Genomic DNA, 22,793 nt, shown 5'->3' with positions numbered 1-22,793 from the left:
ATTTTCGGGCTCAGAATCGCAGCCAGGTTGGACTCGCAGCAGAAGAGGGCTCAAGCTTCCGTCGCTAAAGGGCTGGTCGCGACCTCGCTGCCGTCTGCCAGCGCGGAGATCTCGAAGTCGGCGAAGACCGCGGGCGCGATGTCGGCCAGCTGTCGCAGGCACGCGACGGCCAGGCGGCGGATCTCGATATCGGCGTGTTCGCTGGCCCGCATGGCCACGAAGTGCCGCCAGGCTCGATAGTTGCCGGTCACGACGATGCGGGTTTCGGTGGCGTTGGGCAGCACCGCCCGGGCCGCCTGACGAGTCTGCTTGCGCCGCAGCACCGCGTTGGGCTGATCAGCAAACTTTGCTTCGAGCCTGCTCAGCAGCTCGGTATAGGTGGCCCGGCTGGCGTCGGCGGCGGCGGTCAGGATCTCCCGCAGTTCGGGGTCGTCCTCGATGCCGGGCGGCAGCACCACCTGCGACTCGGTCTCAGGCACATAGCGCTGGGAGAGCTGCGAGTAGGAGAAATGCCGGTGCCGGATCAGCTCATGGGTGCAGGACCGCGAGATACCGGTGATGTAGAACGACACGCTCGCGTGCTCGAGCACGGAGAAGTGCCCGACGTCGATGATGTGCTTGATATAGCCCGCATTGGTCGCGGTCCGCGGATTGGGTTTGGACCAACTCTGATAGCAGGCCCGGCCGGCGAACTCGACGAGCGCAGGACCCCCGTCCGCATCGGTTGTCCAAGGAACGTCCGATGGCGCCAGGAAGTCGGTCTTGGCGATCAATTGCACGCGCAGCGGCGCGGTCTCGGCCACGGCGATCAGCGTAGCGTGCAAACGACGCGTTCAGTTGCCGCTGCGGCCGAGCACACGTTGCTCGACCAGATCAGCACCGCGCGCAGTCCCGCCAGTGGCGGCGAACCCGTTCGCCACCCTGGCCGCGCCTTCGGTCATCGTCATCGCTTCGCACACCTTCGCGCGAAGACGGGTTACTGACAGTTTCTTGGCCGGCAGGCGGGTGCCGCATCTGGCCACCTCGACGCGTCGTGCCACCTCGAACTGATCGCGGCCGAATGGCACGACGCACACCGGTATGCCACGGGCAAGCGCCTTTTGGGTCGCGCCCATGCCGCCGTGCGTCACCACACACACCGCGCGGTCGAGCACCGCGCCGTGGGGAACGAACTGCCGCACCGTCGCATTGGGCGATGTGGGTACCTCAGCCAGCTGCCCTGCCGCGAGGGTGACAACCACGTGCACCGGTTCATTGGAGAGCGCGGCCAGCGCAGTCAACGCAAGGGTGGTGTCGCTTTGTTTCTCCGACGACGTCGTGACGAGCACGATTGGCCGCTCGATCGAGGTCAGCCAGTCAGGACTGCTGTCCAGCAACGGATCCAGCACGCAGGGTCCGATCATCTGTACCGCGTCGCCCCAATCGGTTTCGGGATATTGAAAGGGCTTGCCGCTGGCGACCAGCACCAGGGGCGCCCGTCGCACAAACTCGTCCACAGAGCCCACTTTCGGCACACCGACTTCGGTGCGAATCGCGTTGATCGGAGGCAGCATTACCCTTTCGACTGACCTCGTCACCACGGCCAGCACGGCAGCGTCGCGCCAACGGCCCAACCTGCCCGGCATTGGCTTGAGGCCCAGCCCGAACGGCGGTACCCCGGGCGACCGTAACGTCGGCGTGTACGGCGAAAAGCACGCCCACGGAATGTCACCGGATTCCGCCGCTGACAGCGCGCCCCAACAATTCACATCCACAATCAACGCATCCGGACGGACCCGCTCGATCGCGGTGCCGAGATCGGTGACCTCATAGGCCGCGCGGCGGCCGAATACTTTGACCGCGCGTTGCAACGCGGCACGCGCATTGGTCGCCTTCCAGTCGTCAAGCTCAATTTGCTCGATTCGTGGATCGATCGCGCCCGCGCTGAAACCGAGCCCCTCGGCTGTCGGCACCCCGTCGGCGAGCGTGCGCACGTGTATCTCGTGACCCCGGCCGTCCAGCTCCGATAGCAGCGCGCTGACCGGCAACAAATGACCAAGCGCCGGCGACGTGTAGGCCAGGATCGTTGCCATCTTCAGACCCTATCGAGGCTGTCCACGTGATGATTCGACCATTTTGCGCGCCTCGGCGATCCTGCCGTGAGCAGCCAGTTTCTCGCACGCCGCGAGGTACTGGTTGGCCAGTTCGGCGTATCCGCTGGCGTCGCCTTCCGCCCGAGCCAACATTGCGCGCGATTTCAGCCACCACAGATCCAGTGCGGGAATGCCCGGCCGGCGCGCCTGCCATCTGTCGACGACCGCGTGTGCTTCGGCGAAGTCGTCGCTGGTCCCCCGGGCGATGAGGAGTTCACTCAGCGCTTCGCTGGCACAGCCCTCGAAGACCCGGGAGCCTCCCCTCACCTGGACCTCAACCAGATCGCGGAGTTCCGAAATCGCCTGATCTGGGTGCCCTTTGCGAGCTAGCTCCATCGCCAAATCGGGTCCGATGGTTGTCAACGCCAGGCGCCATACTCGATGTTTGAGGATGCTCGCTCGCGCATGTTCGAGGACAGCGACGGCCTCGTCGTGCGACTCACCGCTCGCGCGCAGAAGTGCACTGCCGTAGGCCCACTGGGCTGCGACGATGCCGAACATGTCACCGAACGACTCGGCGCGCCGCAGCGCGGTACGCATCTCGCCAACTAGATCGTCAGCCCGGTACATGCCGATAGCCGCCAACATTGTGACCCAATAAGCCAAGCTCGCCGCATAACTGACGGGCGTCAGTACCCGCGCTAAATCGATTCCAACATGTAAATGCTGGTGACCTTGCTCATTCTCACCAGTGGAAAGCTCCATCACCCCGCGAAGTGTGGCGGCAACCGAGAGCTCGACTGCCGGTTCGGTCTGAGGCAGAGCAACCACCGACCCGATGATCCGCAGCGCGCCGGCGAAATCGCAGCTGGCGAACCGCGAATAAGCCAGAGAGATAAGGATGATTCGCATTGTTGCTGCATCGCAGTCGATCTCGGTTACGATCCCCTCCATTTCTAGCGCAAGCGCCACTGCCTCGGGGAGGCGATTGTCGTTGACGCTCAACGACCAGATCCGCCCGGCGGTTCCGACTGCAAAGGAGGTCAAATCGCCGCTGTTCAAAGTCAAGTCACGAAACTGGCGGTAGCTTTCTTCGGTGTCGACGACATCGCCGGTGAAGAATGTCGTGGATACCAGCATGGTCCGCGGCGCGATTCTCGCGGCGATGACGCCGTCGTGGTCCTCGGGTAGTCGGTCGGCGATGCGTTGTGCACTCTCCCATTGGGCCCGTGCGGCCGAAAGATCGCGAGAGCGAAGATATTCCGCCGCCCGCATGTGCCAGGTGTAGGCCGGCGCCAGTTCGCCCGCCGCCGCCAGGTGGGCCGCGATCAGCGCAGCATTCTCGTCGGCACCACTGGGGTCATGCGCCTGCATCGCCGCAGCCAGCCTGCGGTGCGCCTGCGCTCGCGTGGCGGTCAACTGTGATTCATAGGCGACCGTGCGCACCAACGGGTGCCGGAAGTAATACCGTTGCTGTGGACGGAATTCCGTCTGATCAACCAGCTCGGCAGCCACCAGTTGAGTCAGTTCGACGGCATGGCTGCCCGGCACCAGGGCGTGCAAGGTATCGATGTCGAAATGGGCACCGATGACCGCCGCCGCATTCAGGGTCGACTTCGCTGCGCCCGGTAGTCGGTCGATGCGGGCCGACAGCACCGCTTGTACCGTGGCGGGCACGGCGATCGTGTCGACATCGCCGATCAAGCAGTAGTTACCACGACTTCCGGACAGCTCATCGCGGCCGACGAGGTCACGAATGATCTCTTCGATGAAGAACGGGTTACCTGCCGCGGCGGTGGTGATCTTCTCGGCCAGACCCGTTACCGAAAGATCGTCGCCCAGCAGTTGGTTGACCACGCTCACCGCTGTCGTATCGGCCAGCGGTGACAACCTGATCGTTTCGTCCAGATCCTGCTGGAGCGCGCCGTGGAAATCCGGTCGGTAAGTGGTCAGAAACGTTGACGCTGTTCCCCTGAGTCCGGCGGCGAAATCGGCCAGCACATCGTCGCTTGGCTCGTCGATCCAGTGCGCGTCCTCGAGTATGAAGACCGTCTTACCCGGCCGTGCGCGGGCTACCCGGGTCATGATCTGAGCGAGCCGGCGGCGTCGGCCATCCACGCTCACCATGAGTTGAGGTGCGTCGGCGTCGGCGATGCCCATGGCCTCGAACAGGATCTGCTCGTCGGCTGAGCGCGGCGCGACAAACCCCGCGAGCTGGGCCGAGGTGTGCCGGCGCGCCTCGGCACCGCTGAGCCCTGCCGCCGCGAACATGGCGCGCAGGAAGCGCGACAACACCCCGAACGCGAGCATGCTGGTATGAGCTTCGCAACGCGCGACGACGATGTCCGCGTCCTGACCCGAGGCGATGGTCGTAAATTCAGCGATGAGGCGGCTCTTCCCCAGCCCTGGGGCACCGACGATGCCGACGATCCCCGTCACAGGTGTGTCGATTGCCGCCCGCAACCGACCCAACTCGATATCGCGGCCAAGCATAAGACCTTCGTTGCGGCCCAACACCATTCGCTGTGATTCCACCGCGAGGAGCCGTCGTGCAGGCACCGGCGCTTCGGCGCCTTTGATACGAACGTCTTCCACGCTGTCAAGAAGGACGGAGTCCTCGACGAGGCGCGCGGTGGAAAGTGAGCACAACACTCCCCCCGCTGGGGCGGCTGCCTCCATCCGCTGAGCCATCCCGACCGCGTGACCCACCACGGTGTATCTACCTGGACCTGAACCGATTTCGCCGGCGATCACGGCGCCGGAATTCAGACCGACACGAACATGCAGCTCGATGCCGTCGCGGCGATGCACATCGGCCGCCAGTTCGCCGGCGACAGTTTGGATTTCCAGCGCGGAGATGCACGCCCGCAGCGCATGATCTTCCAGGGCAACCGGGGCACCGAACAACGCCATCAGGCCGTCGCCGGTGAACTTATCGACCGTCCCCTGATAGCGCTGCACGACCGATGCCGCGCGATTGAACAACTCGTTCATCAGTTCCTGCAGCCGCTCGTCATCCAGCGCTGCGGCGAGCTTCATCGAACCGACGACGTCGGCGAACAATACGGTCACTTGCTTGTGTTCGCCGACGCTGTGCCGGGCAGAGACGGGGGTGCCGCACACGTCACAGAACCGCGCCTTGGCGCGCAGGTCATTGCCGCACGAACCACACCGTTCGGTGGTCTCGCTAACCGGACTGACCATCCCGATTATTTCTCCTGTGCCCCCAGCGACCCTCATGATGGCGCACAAACTCGGCCTTCACATTAACCGCCCCAGCTGTTCGCGCACCACCTTTTCCAGCCGCGCCGACTCGTCGAACGCCTCGAACAACTCCTTCGTCAAACGCGCGATCTTCTCGTCGACGGGTTCCCCGTCGTCCTCGACGCCCGGTACACCGACATACCGTCCGGGTGTCAGCGCATAGCCTGCCGCCTCGATCTCCGCAAGAGTCACCGACCTGCAAAAGCCCGGAACATCCTGATAGACAATATTTTTCGCTACAGCAGACCTAGCACCGCGCCAGGCCCGATAGGTATCCCCAATGCGCACAATGTCTTCGGCGGACAGCGCACGCTCGGCGCGATCCACCAGGTAGCCGAGTTCGCGGGCATCGATGAACAAGACCTGCCCGGACCTGTCGACCAACTCCTGCCCGCTAGCCGTCTTGTCCGCGGCGAAGAACCACAGGCACACCGGAATGCCGGTGCTGCGGAACAGTTGCGTCGGTAGTGCGACCATGCACGAAACAACATCGGCCTTCACGATTCGGGCGCGAATAGCGCCTTCGCCGTTAGTGTTCGACGACATCGAGCCGTTCGCCATCACCACACCGGCTTTGCCGCCAGGCGCAAGCTTGGACAGGATGTGCTGGATCCAGGCAAAGTTCGCGTTGTTGGCCGGCGGAACGCCGAAACGCCACCGCGGGTCGTCCTCGTTGCGCACCCAATCCTTGATGTTGAACGGTGGATTGGTCATCACATAGTCCATGTGGACGTCGGGATGTTGATCCCGCACAAACGTATCCCCCCACCTAGCACCCAGACCGTTGTTGTCGATGCCGTGGATGGCGAGGTTCATTTTGGCCATCCGCCAGGTCTCCTCGACGCTTTCCTGGCCGTAGATCGAAATGTCGTCGGGGTCGCCATCGTGCTGACAGATGAATTTCTCGGTCTGCACAAACATGCCACCGGACCCACAGCACGGGTCGTAGATTCTGCCCCCAGACGGTTCCAACACCTCAACGATCAGCTTGACCACGCCAGGCGGTGTGAAGAACTCGCCTCCCCGCTTCCCTTCTGCCCGAGCGAAATTGGCGAGAAAGTACTCGTATACCTCGCCCATCAGATCTCGGGCGCGGTGCTCGCCGTCGCGACTAAACTGAACGCTGTCCAGCAGTTCGATCAGCTCGCCCAGCCGGCGCGCGTCGATTGTGTCCCGGCTGTAAAGCCGCGGCAGAATACCGCTAAGTGTCGGGTTTGCGTTCATCACCGCGTCCATCGCGTCGTCGATCAGTTGCCCGAGTCGACCAGTTGCTTGGCCGTCGACCGGCGAAGCGCTTCTGGCCTTTTCGGTCAGCAACTCCCAACGAGCGTGGGACGGCACCACGAATCCCCCGACGCCTTCCGGATCGTCGCGGCGCTCCTGGTCGGCATCGGAGACGTACTTGAGGAACACCAGCCCCAAAATCACATCCTTGTACTGGCTTGCCGAGAGCGATCCACGCAGCTTGCCGGCAGCCTTCCAGAGGGTTTCTTTGAGCTCCTTCATGGTCGAAGGTGCTGGCGCTTTCTTGTCTTTCGTGGGCGGCATGCCGCGGTTCCTTCCTAGACCGACCGCTATGCGCGGACCGCTGCAGTACCGGAGATCAGAAGCGGAAGCAGCGCATCGCGGCGGGCGGCCAACTGCGCGGTTTCGATCCGTCGCCCGTGACACAACGCGCCCAGATTCGCAATGGTCTCGGATTGCCCAACGGTCAAGTGCCGCGAGTCTTTTACTCGAACTCGCAGCAGTTCGTTCGGTTGAATGCGTTGACGACTTCCGGTCACTCCCACGACTATCTGTTGGGCCCGCACCGACACGTCAGGCTGCCGCAATGCCGCCCAGAGCGCCGAAGTGGTGACCTGAGTTGGCCGTAACACGACGAATTCCATACTGGCCAAGCACATCTCGGTCGGCAGGCTGGTGACGTCCCAGACCCGCGGGATTCTCGGGTTCAGCTTCGAGAACAGAACGCAGGGTTCGGAGAGCTGAAACTTGGCGCTTTTGACCTTGTGACCATCGATGCGGCTCGGCTGGCCGTCGGCGTCAAACGCAGGAATGCTGTAGTGGACCAAGGTGTCTCGGAATTTGGGGGGGTCCAGACAGGCGGTTGACCTGCTCGCCAGGTTCGACAATGGGGTGTCGGCACCAATGCTGCCAACAATCGCCAACATCAAAGCCTCGGCGGCATCAACAGCGCGTCGATTGGCCGCGATCTTGTCGTCCAAGGCGCCGAGAACCTCGCCAATTCGGCCACGTTCGGCCGGGGGCACGGTGCACGCGGTGACATTCTCGAGGATGCTCTGATTGAGCAACGGCTGGCCCGACCCGACCCGAAAGCGGTTGAGTCCGCAGGTTTGTAGCGCGTAGTACCAATAGCGGGTCTCCTCCGGACGTTTAGCCCGGCAGACAAAAGCGTTGTCCGATACCCACGCACTGCTGTGGTGGTAGTGCAAACTGCCGCAGTACGACCCGACGCGACCGATGACGATGAGCGGACCGGGGGCGTTGTGTTCGGCCGCAAACCCGATGACGCCGTTGGCCCCGTAGACGGGGTAGCCGCCGTCGGAGTCTCGTGGCGGTGACGTAGCCCCGGCGGAGAAGTCCAGTTGGTCACCCAGTCTGACCATCTCGGTAACGGTCATCGGCCCGTCCGCCTGACGGCCGTGGCCAGTTGCCGGGCCAGATCACCGCGGTCGGACACGGTAACGCCACCCAACCCCAGCCACGACGCCATCGACCCCAGCTCGCCGGTCAGCGCGTCAGCCACCCGCGCCCTCTGTATCTCGGGTTCACCGAAGGCGCCGACCACCTGCAGTGTGTCCGAGGCCCGGTCGGCTTTGAGGTCCACCCGCGCCACCAACCGCCCGTCCATCAGCAGCGGCCATACGTAGTAGCCGTATCGGCGCTTGGCCGCGGGGGTGTAGATCTCGATGCGGTAGTGGAAGCCTTCGAACAGCCGCTCGACCCGTGGCCGGAAGAAGATCAGCGGGTCGAATGGACAGAGCAGCGCGGTGCCGCGATCCTTGCGCGGCACGGTCCGGGCCCGTAAATACGCCGGCGCCGCCCAGCCCTCGACGTCGACCCGCTCGATCTCGCCTGCGGCGACCAATTCCGCGATCGCCGGCTTGACCTGCTGCGCCGACAGCCGGAAATAGTCGCGGATATCGGGCTCGGTGCCCACCCCGAGCGCGGTCGCCGCGCGCAACGTCAGCTCCCGGATCGCCTCGTCGTCGTCAACATGTCGGGCCAGCACATTGGCGGGTAGCACCCGTTCCACCAGGTCGTAGTGCCGCGCGAAGCCGACTCGGGTGGCCGTTGTGAGAACGCCGGCGGCGAACAGCGCTTCGGCGACCCATTTGGTGTCGCTGCGACCCCACCAGGGACCTTTCGGACCGCGCGGTTCCGCCTCCAGGTACGCCTCGATCTGGCCCGCGGTGCTCGGCCCCAGTTCGGTGACGGCGGCGACGATATCGTCGGCCAGTTGCGGATTGGCCTTGACGATGTGGGTCCCCCACCGGCCGTGCCGGTACTTACGCATCCGCCAGCGCAGCAGCGGCCAGTCATCGACGGCCATCAGCGCTGCCTCATGCGCCCAGTATTCGGCGAACAACCGCTTGGCAGGCACCCCCCAGGCTGCGTGGTCCAGCACCGCACGGTCATACGGACCCAACCGGCTGAATACCGGCGCGTAGTGGGCACGCACCGTCGCCGACACCGAATCCAGTTGCAGCACCTGAATTCTCGAGATCAACCGCTTCAGGTGCGCCCGGTTGATCTGGCCGCTGGGCCTCGGCTCGCTAAAGCCTTGGGCCGCAACGGCTATCCGTCGGGCTTGGGCGGCGGTCAGCGTCGGGGTCCGGATGGACACGGCGCCGACAATACCGGCCCGCTAGCCAACGTGGACGCCAACGCGGGCGGCGACGCGGACGCGAAGCTATGCCGTGCTGACTTTGCCGTCCAGCCGCACGACGTTGGCTGACATCGAGCCCGATTCCGGCTGATCGTTTTGTTCGTTGTACGCCGACTCGAGGGCGGCCGGAACCGCTTCCAGGTCGCGGTAGACCGCCATCAGCCGCTCGAGGATCTCGATTCTGCGCTGTGCTGCCTCGTCCACCGCCCGGCGAGCTTGCTCGACGAGCTGCTCCTGCTCGCGGAGAGCTTCTTGCCATGCCTGCTCGATCGCCGCTTCGGCGTCCGCGCGCATGCGAGCCATTTCCGCTTCTAGAGCCTTGCGCTGTTCTTCCATGTTTGCCAGCCGCTCCTGGTGCTTGCGCTGCTCGGTCTCGATTTCGGCCTCAGCCGCCGCGATGAGCTCCTCCGCCTCGGTCCGCGCCTCGGCCTGCATCTCGGAAGCTTCCTCGACCGCCCGTCGCAGCATCTTGGCCATCCGCTGCTGCACCGCATGCGGCGACGGCGAGGTGTCGACGAGAACAGCGACCTCCTTGCGCAGCGCTGCCGCTTCGTCGCCGGACTCCCTCAACCGCGCCCGGAGACTCTCGACATCGCCATGCAGCAACTGCTGTTTGGTGCTCAACATTTCGATGTGCGCATCTACCGCCGCCGGATCGTAGCCGCGGAAGGTGCGCGAGAACACCTTTGCGGGTTCGGCTATCACTGCAATTCCCCCCTTCCTGGAACCGCCTAATGAACCTGGTAAGACCGACCCCCGCATTTGAGTATGTCAGGCGCTACCGTCGGCGCTGGTGCGGCCGCTCAGGGCCGGGAATAGCTGTGAAACCGGTAGCGCAAACCCGAGCGGCTGACCTGCCACTCCCCTGTCTCGCCGTGCCATGTTTCGTCCAACACGGGGGCAAGAGCGTCCTCGTCGTCGCGCGGTAGATCGACCTCGACTTCGGTGACCTCACATCGCGTTGCCTGAGCCAACGCGAGCGCATAGATCTCACCGCCGCCGATCACCCAGGTATCCGGCTCGGTCAGGGCCTGTTCCAGCGACGAGACCACATCGGCTCCGTCTGCCACGAAGTCAGGTTGACGGCTCATTACGACGTTTCGGCGACCCGGCAGCGGTCTGGCCACAGGTGGTAGCGATTCCCACGTTCGTCGGCCCATCACCACCGTGTGACCGAAGGTGAGTCGTTTGAAATGTGCCAGATCTTCAGGCACCCGCCACGGAATGTCACCCCCGCGGCCGATCACGCCAGACGTCGACTGGGCCCAGACCAGGCCCAATCCGGCCATCCGCGTCATACGGCTACTGGCGCTTTGATCGCAGGGTGCGGATCGTAGTTCTTCACGACGATGTCGTCGTAGGTGTAGTCGAAGATCGAATCCCTATGCCCTAGAACAAGTTCCGGATAGGGCCGAGGATCGCGCTGCAATTGCAGCCCGACCTGCTCGATGTGGTTGTCGTAGATGTGGCAGTCGCCCCCGGTCCAAACGAAGTCGCCGACTTCAAGGCCGGCCTGAGCGGCCATCATGTGTGTGAGCAGCGCGTAGCTGGCGATGTTGAACGGCACCCCGAGGAAGAGGTCGGCGCTGCGCTGGTAGAGCTGACAGCTCAGCCGGCCGTCGGCGACGTAGAACTGGAAGAACGCGTGGCACGGTGGCAGTGCCATCTGCGGTATTTCGCCGACGTTCCAGGCCGACACGATGATGCGCCGGGAGTCCGGGTCGCTGCGCAGCAGTTCCAGTGCGGCGCTGATCTGGTCGATGTGTTCCCCGCTCGGGGTTGGCCAGGATCGCCACTGCACCCCGTATACCGGGCCGAGATCTCCTGTCTCGCTTGCCCATTCATCCCAGATGGTGACTCCGTGCTCCTGTAGCCAGCCGACGTTGGAGTCACCGCGCAGGAACCACAGCAACTCGTAGACTACCGACTTCAGATGCACTTTCTTGGTGGTCAGCAACGGAAAACCGGCCGACAGGTCGTAGCGGATCTGCTGGCCGAACAGGCTGCGGGTTCCGGTGCCGGTCCGGTCGGATTTGGCGGTACCCGTTTCGAGCACCAGACGCAGCAGATCTTCATACGGCGTCGCAATCGGCACGCGGTCAGCTTAGCGGCGATCGCAAGCGCGGCGAAGCCGGGCGCGGCGGGTCGCCGCCATTTGGGTTAGCGGCGATCGCAAGCGCGGCGAAGCCGGGCGCGGCGGGTCGCCGCCATCTGGCCCCGCGGCGATCACAAGGAGTAGAACGGGTGCCATGCCGAAAATTACCGACAGTGTCACCACACCCGACGGCACCTGCAACATCGCGCTGTACACCCCGGACGGCGCGGGACCCTGGCCCGGGGTGGTGATGTTCCCCGACGCCGGCGGCGTGCGCGACACGTTCGACCAGATGGCGGCCAAGCTGGCCGGCTTCGGTTATGCCGTGCTGCTTCCCGACGTGTACTACCGGGAGGGCGATTGGACTCCGTTCGACATGTCAACCGCATTCGGCGACGCCAAGGAACGCGCGCGGATCATGTTCATGATCGGCACCTTGACACCGGACCGGGTGACCCGCGACGCGAACGCTTTCTTCGACTACCTGGTCGGTCGCCCTGAAGTCAGCGGGGAGCGTTTCGGCGTGTGCGGTTACTGCATGGGTGGGCGCATCTCGGTGGTGCTGGCCGGCCGCCTACCGGACCGGGTCGCGGCCGCAGCATCGTTCCACGGCGGCGGGTTGGTGACCGACAACGAACACAGCCCGCACCTGCTGGCCGATCAGATGAAAGCGCTGGTTTACGTGGGTGGCGCCAAAAACGACCAGTCGTTCACCGCCGATCACGCCGAGCAGTTGGGCAAGGCGCTCACGGCGGCCGGCGTGCGGCACCGCATCGAGTGGTACAACGCCGGTCACGGGTTCGCCGTCCCCGACAACCCGCCCTACGACCCGGCTGCCGACGAACGGCACTGGGCCGCGATGACCGAAACTTTCGGCGCGACGCTCACCTAGCTGACGCGAGAAGTCGCCGCGGCTTAGGTGACGGGCAGATCCACCAGTTCGCCCAGCCGCGAGCGGTGCCGATAGCCCGTGCCGAACGCCAACTGATCGCTCTTGGCGCGCTTGAGGAAAAGATGCGCGGGATATTCCCAGGTCATTCCGATGCCGCCATGCAATTGCACGCACTCCTCCGCGGCGTGCACGGCCGCGCCGCTGCAATAGGCCTGGGCCAGCGATGCCGCGACGGCTGCGTCGTCGTCGCCGCGAGCACTGGTGTCGGCGGCATAGCGGGCTGCTGCCGCTGCCGAGCTGACTTCGAACCACAGATCCGACAGTCGGTGTTTGATTGTTTGATAGGAGCCGATGGCGCGGCCGAACTGCTTGCGTTCTTTGGTGTAGGCCAGTGTGGTCTCAAAGCACCACTGCGCCAGCCCGAGCTGCTCGGAGGCCAGCAAGGCCGCGCCGGTCTGCAGTGCCGCCATCAAGGCATCGGAGCCGTCGCCCACGCGAGACGACGGCGCGTCCGAAAAGCGCACGTTTGCAAGGGGTCTGGTCATGTCGAGAGCCAAGATCGGCGACACCTGCACCGCGGCGTCATCGCGCGAGACGGTGTGCAGTTCGAGCCCGCTGGTTCCAACCACCGGCACCACCAGCACGTCGGCCTCGGCGGCGCCTGCGACGCTGGTGACCTCGCCGCTCAAGCCATCGGACCCGGCACTTACCTTTCCCACCGCTTCCCACGGCGCGGTGGACAGCGGCACCGTCAGTGCGGCCGTGAGCTCACCAGCGGCCAGGGCCGAGACCACTTCCGTGTCACCCGCGGTCGTCAGTGCCACCGTGGCCAGGACTGCGCTGGATAAGAAGGGCACCGGCGCGACGGCCCGTCCGATTTCCTCCATGACGACCGCGGCCTCACGCGTCGTTGCCCCCGCACCGCCCAGGGACTCGGGCACCAATAAACCCGCCATCCCGAGTTCGGTAGCCAGCGTGCGCCATACGCCGGAAAAGTCTGGTGGCGGCGAATCATAGGCCCGCACAACCTTTTCCAGCGGACAACGCTCGGCGAACAACTGCCGAACGCTGTCACGCAACGCATCTTCGGTGTCGGAGTAGAGCAGGTTAACCGCGCTCATCGGGGCAGGTCCTTCCAGGCGACGGCCTTGTCGACGCGATGCTCGCCTGGCAGGCCCAGCACTCGCTCGGAGATGGTGTTGCGCAGGATCTCTGAAGTCCCGCCCTCGATCGAATTGCCTTTGGCCCGCAGGTACCGGTAACCGGCCTCGCGGCCGATCAGGTCGACCGTTTCCGGTCTGCGCAACGTCCAATCGTCGTAGCTCAGACCAGCTTCGCCGCTCAGCTCGATCTCGAAGCCCGAAATCGCTTGCGCTATACGGGCAAAGGCGATCTTCATGCCGGCACCTTCCGGTCCCGGCTGTCCCGTGGCCGCCTGCTGCCGCAAGCGCTCACCGGTGAGCCGAAGCACTTCCGCTTCGACCCATAGCCGCATCAGATCGTCGTGCATCGCCGGATTCCGCAGCGCCGGGTCGTCGCGCCACGCCTTGGTGACCTTCCCGATATGGCCGCTTTCGCGCGGGGCGCCGGCCCGCGAACCGATGGCGATGCGCTCGTTGTTGAGGGTGGTGGTCGCGACGCGCCAACCACCGCCTTCGGGACCGAGACGATTGGCGTCGGGCACCCGGGCGTCGGTGAGAAAGACTTCGTTGAACTCCGCCTCGCCGGTGATCTGGCGCAGCGGCCGGACCTCTACTCCGGGTTGGGTCATGTCGCACAGGAAATACGTCAAGCCGGCGTGTTTGGGCACGTCAGGATTGGTGCGCGCGACCAGGATCGCCATCTGCGCGTGCTGGGCCTGGGACGTCCAGACCTTCTGCCCGTTGACAATCCAGTCGCCGTTTCCTGAGCCGTCTCGCACGGCGCGGGTGGCGGCGGCTGCCAGGTCCGATCCGGCACCGGGCTCGCTGAACAACTGACAGTAGATCTGTTCACCAGTGAACAACGGGCGCAGGAACTTTCGCTTCTGCTCATCGGTTCCGAATGCGGCGATGGTCGGCGCGGCCATACCCATCCCGATGTAGTTCTTCACCGTCCCACCGATCGGCGCGCCCGCCGCAGCCAACCGCAAATCGACACGTTCCTGCGCGCTGCGCGTCAGCCCCAATCCACCGAAACCGACCGGCAGGTACACCCAGGCCAGGCCCGCGTCGTACTGCGCGCCGAGGAACTCCTGTGGTGGGGTGGTGGCCGGATCGTGCTCGTCCAGCAGCGTCTGTACCAGCGCGTCTACGTCGACTTCACTTACGGAGGTACTCACTGTCCGCCTCCGGACTGGTAGCCCTGCGCCGGGCCGAGCACCAGGCCGCCGTCGATAACCAACGTCTCACCGGTGATCCAGCTCGCCGCGTCCGAAACCAGAAAATGCACTGCGCCCGCGACGTCGTCGGGCTCACCGATCCTGCCCAGCGCGATGGATTGCGCCAGCGGATCTTCATGGTCCTTCCACAGTGCCTCGGCAAGCCTGGTGCGAACCACGCCCGGGGCGATCGCGTTGACGCGAACGCGTGGCGAAAGTTCCAGCGCCAGTTGCTTGGTCACGTGAATCAAGGCCGCCTTGGTGGCGTTGTACATTCCCATGGCGGGCGACTGGTGCATGCCGCCAATCGAGGCGGTGTTGACGATGGCGCCGCCGTGCTCGCCCATGCCCGATTTGACGACCAGCGACGTCCATAGCAGCGGGGCCCAAAGGTTGACGTCGAAGATTTTGTTGAAACGGGCGTGGTCCTGGTCGATCAGCGGCCCATAAGCCGGATTCGTCCCGGCGTTGTTGATCAAGATGTCCACCCGCCCGAAGCGCTCGACGGTGAGGTCGACGCAACGGCGCGCGGCGTCCTCGTCGACGGCGTGCGCCCCAACGCCCATGGCGCGATCACCAACCTCCGCGGCGGCCGCGTCCGCCGCCTCCTGCTTGCGGGCAGTGAGAACGACGTTGGCACCGGCTTCGGCTAGACGCTGTGAGATCGCCAATCCGATGCCCCGCGAGGCGCCCGTGACGATTGCGGTGCGGCCGGTCAGATCCAAAGAACTCATTTTCGATACGCCCGATCTTTCATACAAGGTTTGAATACTGGCGCCCGTGGTATGGGACAGGCATGTTAGCGAAACTAAACCTCATGAAACCACTGGTGGTGGCCGGGGCTGTCGCTACAGCGATTGCTGCGGCGCCACTTGCCTCAGCCGACGTTGGTGCGACGGGCCCGAGCGCTCCCAGCACCGGCATTACGCACTTCATTCCGCTGGATCCGGGCGGTGGTGGCTGCGATCCCAACGGCAACTGCGGTTCGGGCGGGGTCGAGAACGGCCCTAACGGCGGTCCTGGCGGCCAGGGCTGCATCCCGGGCGTTGGCTGCGGTAACGGCGGCCAGTTCTGGGGTCCGGGCGGCGTTCCGGGCGGCGAGGGTTGCCTCCCCGGTGTCGGTTGCGGCTCCGGCCACGCGTAAGTCTCCTACCGACAGGGTGCCCGGAGCCTGGTAATCCAGGCCCGGGACTCTGCCGGGTCGATGACGTCGTCTAGCTCGAACGTGGTGCCGGCGCGCAACGCCTTTCCGTGTTGGTAAGCAGCGGCAACCAGTTTGTCGAAAAGCGCTTGTCGCTCAACTTCATTCGCGGTGGCGGCCAGTTCCTTACTGAAACCGAGGCGTACAGCGCCTTCCAGACCCATCCCGCCGATCTCGCCGGTAGGCCACGCGACGGTGAACTGCGTGGCGCGGAAAGATCCGGCGGCCATAGCCATCGCGCCCAGGCCATAACCTTTGCGCAGGATGATCATTCCGAACGGAACCGTCAGTTGTGCCCCGAGGATGAACATCCGACCGAATCGTCGCACCGCCGCATCTTTTTCCGTTTCGGGGCCGACCATGAATCCGGGTGTGTCGCAAAGTGAGATGATCGGCAGCCGGAACGACTCGCAAAGGGTGAGAAAGTCACCGACCTTGTCAGCCGCCTCGGCGTCGATCGCGCCGCCGAGATGGTGACTGCTGTTGGCAATCAAGCCGTATGCCACACCCTCGACCCGAACCAGTGCCGTGACGACGCCGACGCCGTAGTCGCAGCGTAGTTCCAGCACAGAATCGACGTCGACGATCGCTTCGATCGCCCGGTGCACGTCGTAGGCGCGCAACCTGTTCTGGGGCACCACATGTCGGGCCAGCCGCGGGTCGGGCGCCGTCCAATCGTCGACGCTGCCCTGGAAGTACGCCAGGTATTGCTTGGCCAGCGACACCGCATGCGATTCGTCGCGGGCTACCAGACTCACCACGCCGTTGCGGCGCTGCACATCGATCGGGCCGATCGCCTCCGGCGGATATACGCCGAGGCCGCCGCCCTCGATCATCGCCGGACCGCCCATCCCGATGTTGGCATCCGGCGTCGCGATGATTACATCGCAAACGCCCGCCAGAGCGGCGTTTCCGGCGAAGCACCGCCCCGAAACGATCGACACCAGCGGCACTTGCCCGGACAGGCCCGCCAGCATCCGGAAGGTCGGTACATCCAGGCCGGCCATGCCGCCCACGTCGGTATCACCCGGCCGACCACCGCCACCCTCGGCAAACAGCACTATTGGCAACCGCTTTCGCGCTGCCAGTTCAAAGACGCGATCGGTCTTTGCATGGTTGCGCATGCCCTGGGTGCCGGCGAGCACGGTGTAGTCGTAGGACACCACGACGGCCTCGGCTGCGTTGTGTCCGAATCGATCCGCACCGATCGTCGCCAGTCCGGCGACCAGACCGTCGGCGGGGGTGTTGGCGATCAGGTCCTCTTCGGAGCGCCTGCTGCGCTGGGCGGCGATGGCAAGAGCCCCGTACTCGACGAAGCTACCGGAATCAACAAGGTCGGCGATGTTCTCCCTGGCGGTGCGACGACCCTGTTTGTGCCGCTTGCTTACTGCGGCTTCGCGTCCCTCGTCGAGGGTGATCAGGTGTCGTTGCCGAACCTCGTCCAGATCTTCCCGGGCTCGGTCGAGATCTGTTGCCCCAGAATCTGTTTCGCCCGCGGAATCGGTTCCTGTTCGGGTGAAGACCACCAGTGGGTCTCCGGTGCCGACGACCTGGCCCGGCGTCACCAGGGCGCGGACCGTGCGCAGCGCATCGGGTGCGACCAGGACGTGTTGCATCTTCATCGCTTCAAGCACCACGACCTGCCCGCCGGCGCCGACCTCCGCGCCATCGGACGCGACCTCGATAACCGTACCGGCCAATTGCGCACGCAGCGCTTCTTCGCCGGGATAGAGCTCCACCGCAACGCGGGTCTGATGCTGCTGTTGATGGGTCGTGGCGGCGGCCACCAACTCGGGAAGCTTCTCGTCCAGGAAGTCCGTTGTCACCACACCTGACTGAACTTGACTGTCGGATAACAACTCTCGCAATAGATCGATGTTTGTCCCGATGCCCTCGATGGTGAACTCACCCAGCGCGGTGCGCGCCTTGCGGACCGCGGCGGGAAACGACGTCCCCCGCACGTGCGTGATGACCTTGGCGAGCAGCGAGTCGTAGCTCGGACTGGGCGCCAATCCCGCGCGACCGTACGTGTCCACCCGTACGCGCGGACCGCTGGGCGGAGTGAATGCCGTCAGGGTGCCCGCGCTGGGCAGCACGGACCCGTCGGACCCGAAGGTCTCCATGTTCACCCTGGCCTGGATAGCGATACCGCTACGTGCGGCGGGTTCGCCGATGACTTCGATTCCGTCCGAAGCGATTCCAGCTGGTAACCGGAGTTGATAGTAGGAGGCGCCTTCGGCGATGGCCAACTGCAGGGCAATAAGGTCGGTCCCGGTGACTTCCTCGGTGACGGTGTGTTCCACCTGGATCCGGGGATTGATTTCCAGAAACACGAATTCCTCACCGGTGACCAGGAATTCGACGGTTGCCAGGCCACGTAGACCTACCCTGGCACACAGTCTGGCCGCGGCCTGGTGCAGCGCGCGGCGCAGATCGTCGGAAATGGCTTGCGCGGGCGCGATTTCCACGAGTTTTTGGTGACGCCGCTGGATGCTGCAGTCGCGATCGCCGAGTGCCAGGGCACGTACTTGATGCCCGGCCGGGGCTGCGACGATCTGCACTTCGATATGTCGCGCGGCGCCAAGTAGCACCTCGGCGAACACCGCCGGGTTCCCGAATCCCAGTTGCGCCTCCGCGGCGCACTGGCGGTAGGCGTCGTCGATTTGCTCGACGCTGTCGACCTTGCGCATTCCGCGGCCGCCGCCACCGGCGAGCGCCTTGAGCATGATGGCGCCGTCTTGCGCGGCGAAGAACGCCCGGATGTCGTCGATGCTGCTCGGCCCTTCCGTGGCAGCCAGAACAGGCACATTGGCCGCAATCGCTGCGGCACGGGCCGAGGATTTGTTGCCGACCAAGTCGAGCACGTCGGCGGCGGGACCAACGAAGGTGTGTCCGGCCGCCGTGCAGGATCGAGCGAAATCGGGGTTCTCACTGAGGAACCCATAGCCCGGGTGAATCATCGTCGCACTTGAGGACTTCGCGGCCGCCAGGACCGCGGCATGGTCGAGGTAGGCCGCTACGCCCTTGCCCGGCAAGTTGATTGCTTCATCGGCCGCGTGCACGTGCGGGCTTTCCGCGTCGTCGTCGGCATAGATAGCCACGGTGGCCATGCCCAGTTCGGTTGCCGTGCGGATGATTCGAAGAGCGATCTCGCCGCGGTTCGCAATGAGAAGCGTCGTGTCGCCATCGGGTGCAGGCGCGCGCGGTGATAGCCGCATACGGCCTAGGTTACGGCCCGGTCAGAACAGACCTTGCTTGGGCATAACCGCCGGCTTGACGCCATACCGGGGTGATGCGCCCAGGCCACCGGTCTCGCTGATCGCAAACATCCCCGGCGCGGGCGGCATCGCCTCGACGTATTCGTCCGGCTGGGGAACCACCCAGTAGGTGCCATCGATGGCGGAAGCCGCGGCCGGCGCCGGTAGCGAATTGGACCAGCTGGCCGGCACCGACAGACCGCCAGCAAAAGTTGCCTTGCCCAGACCAGCCGTTATGGGCGTGGTCGCGACGCTCACTGGTGTCAAGGCGCGCGCCGCAGTCGCGGCTTGCGGGGCGGCACCAATTTCGTCGAGTGCGTCTTCGCCCTCCCCGTCCGCGCCCGTGCCGATCTGGCCAACGGAGTAGTCCCAATAAGTCGCCCGATTGTGGTCGAATTCGTCGGCCCACCAAAGCTCGGCTTTGTCAAACTCGCTGAGCAGATCCAGCAAAGACGTGCTGCCCTCCGGCGCGGCCGGGGCGGCGAGGCTATGGACAGCATCAGGACCGTGACTGATCAGGTTGGTGAGACCTTCTTGCGCCTTCACACCAGTCCCAGCAGCCTGGGCAACGGCGGCGGCTTGGTTGGGAGTACCAGCCGCAGTGGTGATCGGCGCCGGGTCGGTCAACGGGTTGAGTCTGCCGGCGGTGGCCGATGCGGCCGCGTACTCATACATGGCTGCCGCGTCTTGCGCCCACATCTCACCGTAACGAGCCTCGGTAGCAGCGATGGCGGGCACGTTGCGACCCAGGACGTTGGTCGCCACCAGTTCTGCCAGCAAAGCCCTGTTGGCGGCGACGGCGGGCGGGGGGACCGTCATCGCAAACGCCCTGTCGAAGGCGGCGGCCGAAGCCATGGCTTGCGACGCCGCCAGCGCCGAGGATTCCGCAGTGTCGGTCAACCACGCCACGAGGGGCTGCACCGCGGCCGCCATCGACATCGACGCCGAACTGATCCACTGTTCGGTGGTCAGCTGCGTGACGATGGTTGCGAAGGAGCCTGCCGCAGCGCTCATCTCCGAAGCTATGCCATTCCAGGCCGCTGCCGCCGCCAGCATCGGGCCTGCGCCCGCGCCGGCATACATGCTCGCGGAGTTGACCTCCGGAGGCAGCGCTCCAAAATCCACGTGGCAATCCCGTTCCTGGTCCAGCACATCGGCGACCACATCGGCGTCGGAGGGACCCATTATTCCATCTGCGCGGCCGACGGACCCGTCGTCAGATGACGACCTGCTTGGGCATGACCACGGGTTTGAACCCATATCGAGGTGCGCTGCCACCCGAGCCCCGACCGGCCATCGCCATTCCCGGGGCGCCGGGTATCCCCGCTACCGCCGCCGCATCCTCCGGTACGGCCCACCCACTGCCGTCGGCAGCCGTGGCCGCGACGGTGACAGTGGGTGCGGCGGTAGACCAGCTCGCCGGCACCGAAAGTCCACCAACCGCTGAGGCCGCGCCCATCAGCGGGGCGGCTCCCGCGCCGAGCGGCGTCACCGCGCTTGCCACCGCCGCGGCACCCGCGGGACCAATGCCGGCGGCCGCCCCGGCAGCCGGCAGCGTACTGAGGGTGTGCTGCAAGAACACCCCGGTAACGATCCCGGCCGACATGAACCAGGCTCCGGTATTGACCGCGCCGTTGATGGTCTCCTCCACCAACGGAATATTCAGGAAGTTCACGATGTCTTGGACGATTGTGTCCAGCGCCGCCGCATCTGCCGCCGCCGGTGAGGCCAGGCTCATGACGCCATCGGGAACGCTGCCGATCAAGTTGTTCAGGCTGACCTGCTGGCCGGCACCCGACGCGGCGGCCTGACTGACTGCAGCGGCCTGGTTTACGACGCCCATCGGGTCGGTGGCCTGCGCGGGCGGGGTCAACGGGTTCAGCCTTCCGGCGGCCGCCGAGGACGCGGCATACCCGTACATGGCGAGTGCGTCCTGCGCCCACATTTCGCCGTACTGCGCCTCGGTGGCGGCGATGGCCGGTGTGTTCTGTCCCAGGACGTTGGTAGCTACCAGCATGGCCAGCAGCGCCCTGTTGGCGGCCACCTCGGCTGGCGGCACTGTCATCGCGAAGGCGGTCTCGAAAGCGGCCGCCGACGCCGTGGCTTGTGACCCGGCCAGCGCCGTGGATTCGGCGGTCGAGGTCAGCCAGAGCAAGAAGGGCTGCGCCGCGGCGGCCATCGACAGCGAAGCAGGGCCCAGCCACTGTTCGGTGGTCAACTGCGTGATTACCGACTCGAAGGCGGTGGCGGTCGTGCTCAATTCGACGGCCAAACCGTTCCACGCTGCGGCGGCCGTCATCAGCGGGACCGCACCGGCCCCGGCGTACATGCGGGTCGAGTTGATTTCTGGGGGCAAAGAGCCGAAATCCATTGGTACCAGTTCCTTTCCAGTCTTTTGCAGCGGTTAGCCGGCTACCGACTTCGTCATGACCATCGGTCTGACCCCGTAGCGCGGCGCGCCAAAGCCCGCGCTGCTGCGGCTCGTCGACGCCATCCCTGGCAGGCCGGGAAGCAGCGTCGTCGTTTGAGGCGCCTGCGAGGCGACCGCCGTCCACCCGGCGAGCTTCGGTGCGCCGACATTCGAGACCAGGGTCGCCGGGCCGGCCCAAGCCGGAGGGGCCGACAGCGCGCCCACGTAGGACACGGAGGACGCTCCGCCCGACCCGACGGCGACGGGTGCCGCGCTGAGTCCCGCAGCCGATTCCACGCCGGCAGCTTCAGCGGCGGCGGCCGCGCCCTGCTCGGGTGGCAGCAGGAGCCCGCCGTTGCCCAATCCCACCAGGTTGGACATGGCCGAGGTTGCGTTGCCGATCCCGATGTCGAGCACGTCGGGTATGTCTCCCAGCGCGGGGGTCGCTGCGGCCGAAGAAAGCGACGAGAACGGCGAGTTCGCCGCCGAGGCGTTGGCCGCCTCAGTGGCGGCATATGTCCCGGCGCTTGTCCCGAGAGTGTTGACGAACACGTCGTACATGGCCGCTGCCTCGGCACTGACCTGCTGGTACAGGGCTCCGTATGCGCTGAACAATCCCGCTTGCAGCGCCGATACCTCGTCGGCGGCGGCGGGAATCACGCCGGCAGTCGTCGGGATCGCCGCGGCCGCGTTCTGCGCCACCTGCTGGGCGCCGACGGCGTGCAGCTTTCCGGCTGCGGCGGCCAACTCTTCGGGTTGTGCGGTGAGAAATGACATTGCGGCTCCTCGTATTCAGGGCAGGCGGGTGATGACGTGTTCGCTGACGGTCCGCACCCCCCGAGCGATGCGAGGGCGTTGGGTTAACGGGTTTGTAACGTCAGCGCCCGCGTTCGTAACATTGCCAAGTTGAGCGTGTCACTTTAATTTGGTAAAGGTGCCCAAATCGGGCGCGCGGCGCCGAGATTCCTCGCGGCGGTTGCCGACGGCTCCGGCCCGGATCCGATCAGCGCAGCGGGGGACCCCACTGCAGGTGTTCGCGCAGTTTGCCTTTGAGCAGTTTTCCGCCGGCGTTGCGCGGTAGAGGTGTCGTCACGACGGTGACGTACTGCGGAATCTTGTAGTCGGCGAGTTGCTCGCGGCTCCCGGTGTGGCCGACGCCTGCGTGCTTGCGGTACCGGATGACGTGATGGGGGAGAAGGTCGGAGCGGTGCTGGTCGGAGACGGCGTGGTGGACGTGCCGGCGGTGCTGGAACATTGCCGCGAGCAACTCGCCGACTACAAGATTCCGCAGTACGTCACCGTCGTGACGACACCTCTACCGCGCAACGCCGGC

18 protein-coding genes and 1 pseudogene are annotated in these 22,793 nt (G+C 65.2%); 3 read left to right on the top strand and 16 right to left on the bottom strand.

The window, feature by feature from the left end:
• Positions 1 to 50: 50 nt before the first annotated feature.
• The 9 genes from thyX to A5634_RS23135 all read right to left on the bottom strand — a co-directional run bounded on the left by thyX (position 51) and on the right by A5634_RS23135 (position 11,341).
• Positions 51 to 803 carry an FAD-dependent thymidylate synthase gene (thyX, locus tag A5634_RS23175; protein WP_065146374.1) on the bottom strand — a complete coding sequence of 251 codons (753 nt, stop codon included), beginning with the start codon at positions 801 to 803 and terminating at the stop codon, positions 51 to 53.
• A 30-nt stretch (positions 804 to 833) separates the two neighbouring features.
• Entirely contained in the window at positions 834 to 2,072 is a 1,239-nt protein-coding gene (locus A5634_RS23170) for a nucleotide disphospho-sugar-binding domain-containing protein (protein WP_065146373.1), read from the bottom strand.
• Between the two features lie 9 nt (positions 2,073 to 2,081).
• Complete coding sequence (locus A5634_RS23165) at positions 2,082 to 5,276, bottom strand: adenylate/guanylate cyclase domain-containing protein (protein WP_065146372.1); 3,195 nt, start codon at positions 5,274 to 5,276, stop codon at positions 2,082 to 2,084.
• A 57-nt stretch (positions 5,277 to 5,333) separates the two neighbouring features.
• On the bottom strand, positions 5,334 to 6,884 hold the full coding sequence (locus A5634_RS23160) for a type I restriction-modification system subunit M (RefSeq protein WP_065146371.1): 1,551 nt from the start codon (positions 6,882 to 6,884) through the stop codon (positions 5,334 to 5,336).
• Positions 6,885 to 6,910: 26 nt separating this feature from the next.
• The gene (locus A5634_RS23155) at positions 6,911 to 7,978 is read right to left on the bottom strand and encodes a restriction endonuclease subunit S (RefSeq protein ID WP_065146370.1); all 1,068 of its coding nucleotides are present in this window, start codon (positions 7,976 to 7,978) and stop codon (positions 6,911 to 6,913) included.
• Positions 7,975 to 9,198 carry a winged helix-turn-helix domain-containing protein gene (locus A5634_RS23150; protein WP_065146408.1) on the bottom strand — a complete coding sequence of 408 codons (1,224 nt, stop codon included), beginning with the start codon at positions 9,196 to 9,198 and terminating at the stop codon, positions 7,975 to 7,977. The genes A5634_RS23155 and A5634_RS23150 overlap by 4 nt, the downstream gene beginning before the upstream one ends.
• Positions 9,199 to 9,270: 72 nt before the next feature.
• Positions 9,271 to 9,951 (bottom strand): DivIVA domain-containing protein, encoded by a 681-nt coding sequence (locus A5634_RS23145; protein WP_065146369.1) that lies wholly within the window; start codon positions 9,949 to 9,951, stop codon positions 9,271 to 9,273.
• A gap of 98 nt (positions 9,952 to 10,049) precedes the next feature.
• Positions 10,050 to 10,535, bottom strand: coding sequence for a dihydrofolate reductase (locus tag A5634_RS23140; RefSeq protein WP_065146407.1), 486 nt, complete (start codon positions 10,533 to 10,535; stop codon positions 10,050 to 10,052).
• Positions 10,536 to 10,540: 5 nt separating this feature from the next.
• The gene (locus A5634_RS23135) at positions 10,541 to 11,341 is read right to left on the bottom strand and encodes a thymidylate synthase (protein WP_065146368.1); all 801 of its coding nucleotides are present in this window, start codon (positions 11,339 to 11,341) and stop codon (positions 10,541 to 10,543) included.
• Between the two features lie 154 nt (positions 11,342 to 11,495).
• Between A5634_RS23135 and A5634_RS23130 the strand changes: the two genes are divergently transcribed.
• Positions 11,496 to 12,233, top strand: coding sequence for a dienelactone hydrolase family protein (locus tag A5634_RS23130; protein WP_065146367.1), 738 nt, complete (start codon positions 11,496 to 11,498; stop codon positions 12,231 to 12,233).
• Positions 12,234 to 12,256: 23 nt separating this feature from the next.
• Here the strand turns inward: A5634_RS23130 and A5634_RS23125 are convergent, their stop codons facing one another.
• Genes A5634_RS23125 through A5634_RS23115 form a run of 3 tightly spaced genes read right to left on the bottom strand, consistent with a single transcriptional unit; the run spans position 12,257 to position 15,326 of the window.
• Positions 12,257 to 13,354, bottom strand: a complete 1,098-nt coding sequence (locus A5634_RS23125) for an acyl-CoA dehydrogenase family protein (protein ID WP_065146366.1) — start codon at positions 13,352 to 13,354, stop codon at positions 12,257 to 12,259.
• On the bottom strand, positions 13,351 to 14,553 hold the full coding sequence (locus A5634_RS23120; RefSeq protein ID WP_065146365.1) for an acyl-CoA dehydrogenase family protein: 1,203 nt from the start codon (positions 14,551 to 14,553) through the stop codon (positions 13,351 to 13,353). Before A5634_RS23120 ends, A5634_RS23125 begins: the two co-directional genes overlap by 4 nt.
• Positions 14,550 to 15,326 carry an SDR family oxidoreductase gene (locus A5634_RS23115; protein ID WP_065146364.1) on the bottom strand — a complete coding sequence of 259 codons (777 nt, stop codon included), beginning with the start codon at positions 15,324 to 15,326 and terminating at the stop codon, positions 14,550 to 14,552. The genes A5634_RS23120 and A5634_RS23115 overlap by 4 nt, the downstream gene beginning before the upstream one ends.
• An 83-nt stretch (positions 15,327 to 15,409) precedes the next feature.
• Here A5634_RS23115 and A5634_RS23110 point away from each other — a divergent pair, with 83 nt between their 5' ends.
• A complete protein-coding gene (locus tag A5634_RS23110) occupies positions 15,410 to 15,736 on the top strand; it encodes a PE-PGRS family protein (RefSeq protein WP_065146406.1) in 327 nt (108 codons plus the stop codon).
• A 5-nt stretch (positions 15,737 to 15,741) separates the two neighbouring features.
• Here A5634_RS23110 and A5634_RS23105 read toward each other — a convergent pair whose 3' ends face one another.
• The 4 genes from A5634_RS23105 to A5634_RS23090 form a co-directional block, all read right to left on the bottom strand.
• Entirely contained in the window at positions 15,742 to 19,011 is a 3,270-nt protein-coding gene (locus tag A5634_RS23105; protein WP_065146363.1) for an acetyl-CoA carboxylase family protein, read from the bottom strand.
• A gap of 21 nt (positions 19,012 to 19,032) precedes the next feature.
• The gene (locus tag A5634_RS23100) at positions 19,033 to 20,175 is read right to left on the bottom strand and encodes a PPE family protein (protein WP_065146405.1); all 1,143 of its coding nucleotides are present in this window, start codon (positions 20,173 to 20,175) and stop codon (positions 19,033 to 19,035) included.
• Positions 20,176 to 20,266: 91 nt separating this feature from the next.
• Entirely contained in the window at positions 20,267 to 21,421 is a 1,155-nt protein-coding gene (locus A5634_RS23095) for a PPE family protein (protein ID WP_065146362.1), read from the bottom strand.
• Between the two features lie 33 nt (positions 21,422 to 21,454).
• Positions 21,455 to 22,237 (bottom strand): PPE family protein, SVP subgroup, encoded by a 783-nt coding sequence (locus A5634_RS23090; protein WP_065146361.1) that lies wholly within the window; start codon positions 22,235 to 22,237, stop codon positions 21,455 to 21,457.
• 352 nt (positions 22,238 to 22,589) lie between these two features.
• On the opposite strand from A5634_RS23090, the pseudogene A5634_RS23085 reads away from it, so the two are divergent.
• A pseudogene (locus A5634_RS23085) lies at positions 22,590 to 22,793 on the top strand (AMP-binding enzyme); the annotation flags it as partial.

The organism is Mycobacterium asiaticum (genome assembly GCF_001673365.1).
GTDB classification, from domain to species: domain Bacteria; phylum Actinomycetota; class Actinomycetes; order Mycobacteriales; family Mycobacteriaceae; genus Mycobacterium; species Mycobacterium asiaticum_A.
The sequence above is the reverse complement of the archived record's forward strand: the minus strand, read 5'-3'. Positions and strand labels throughout refer to the sequence as shown.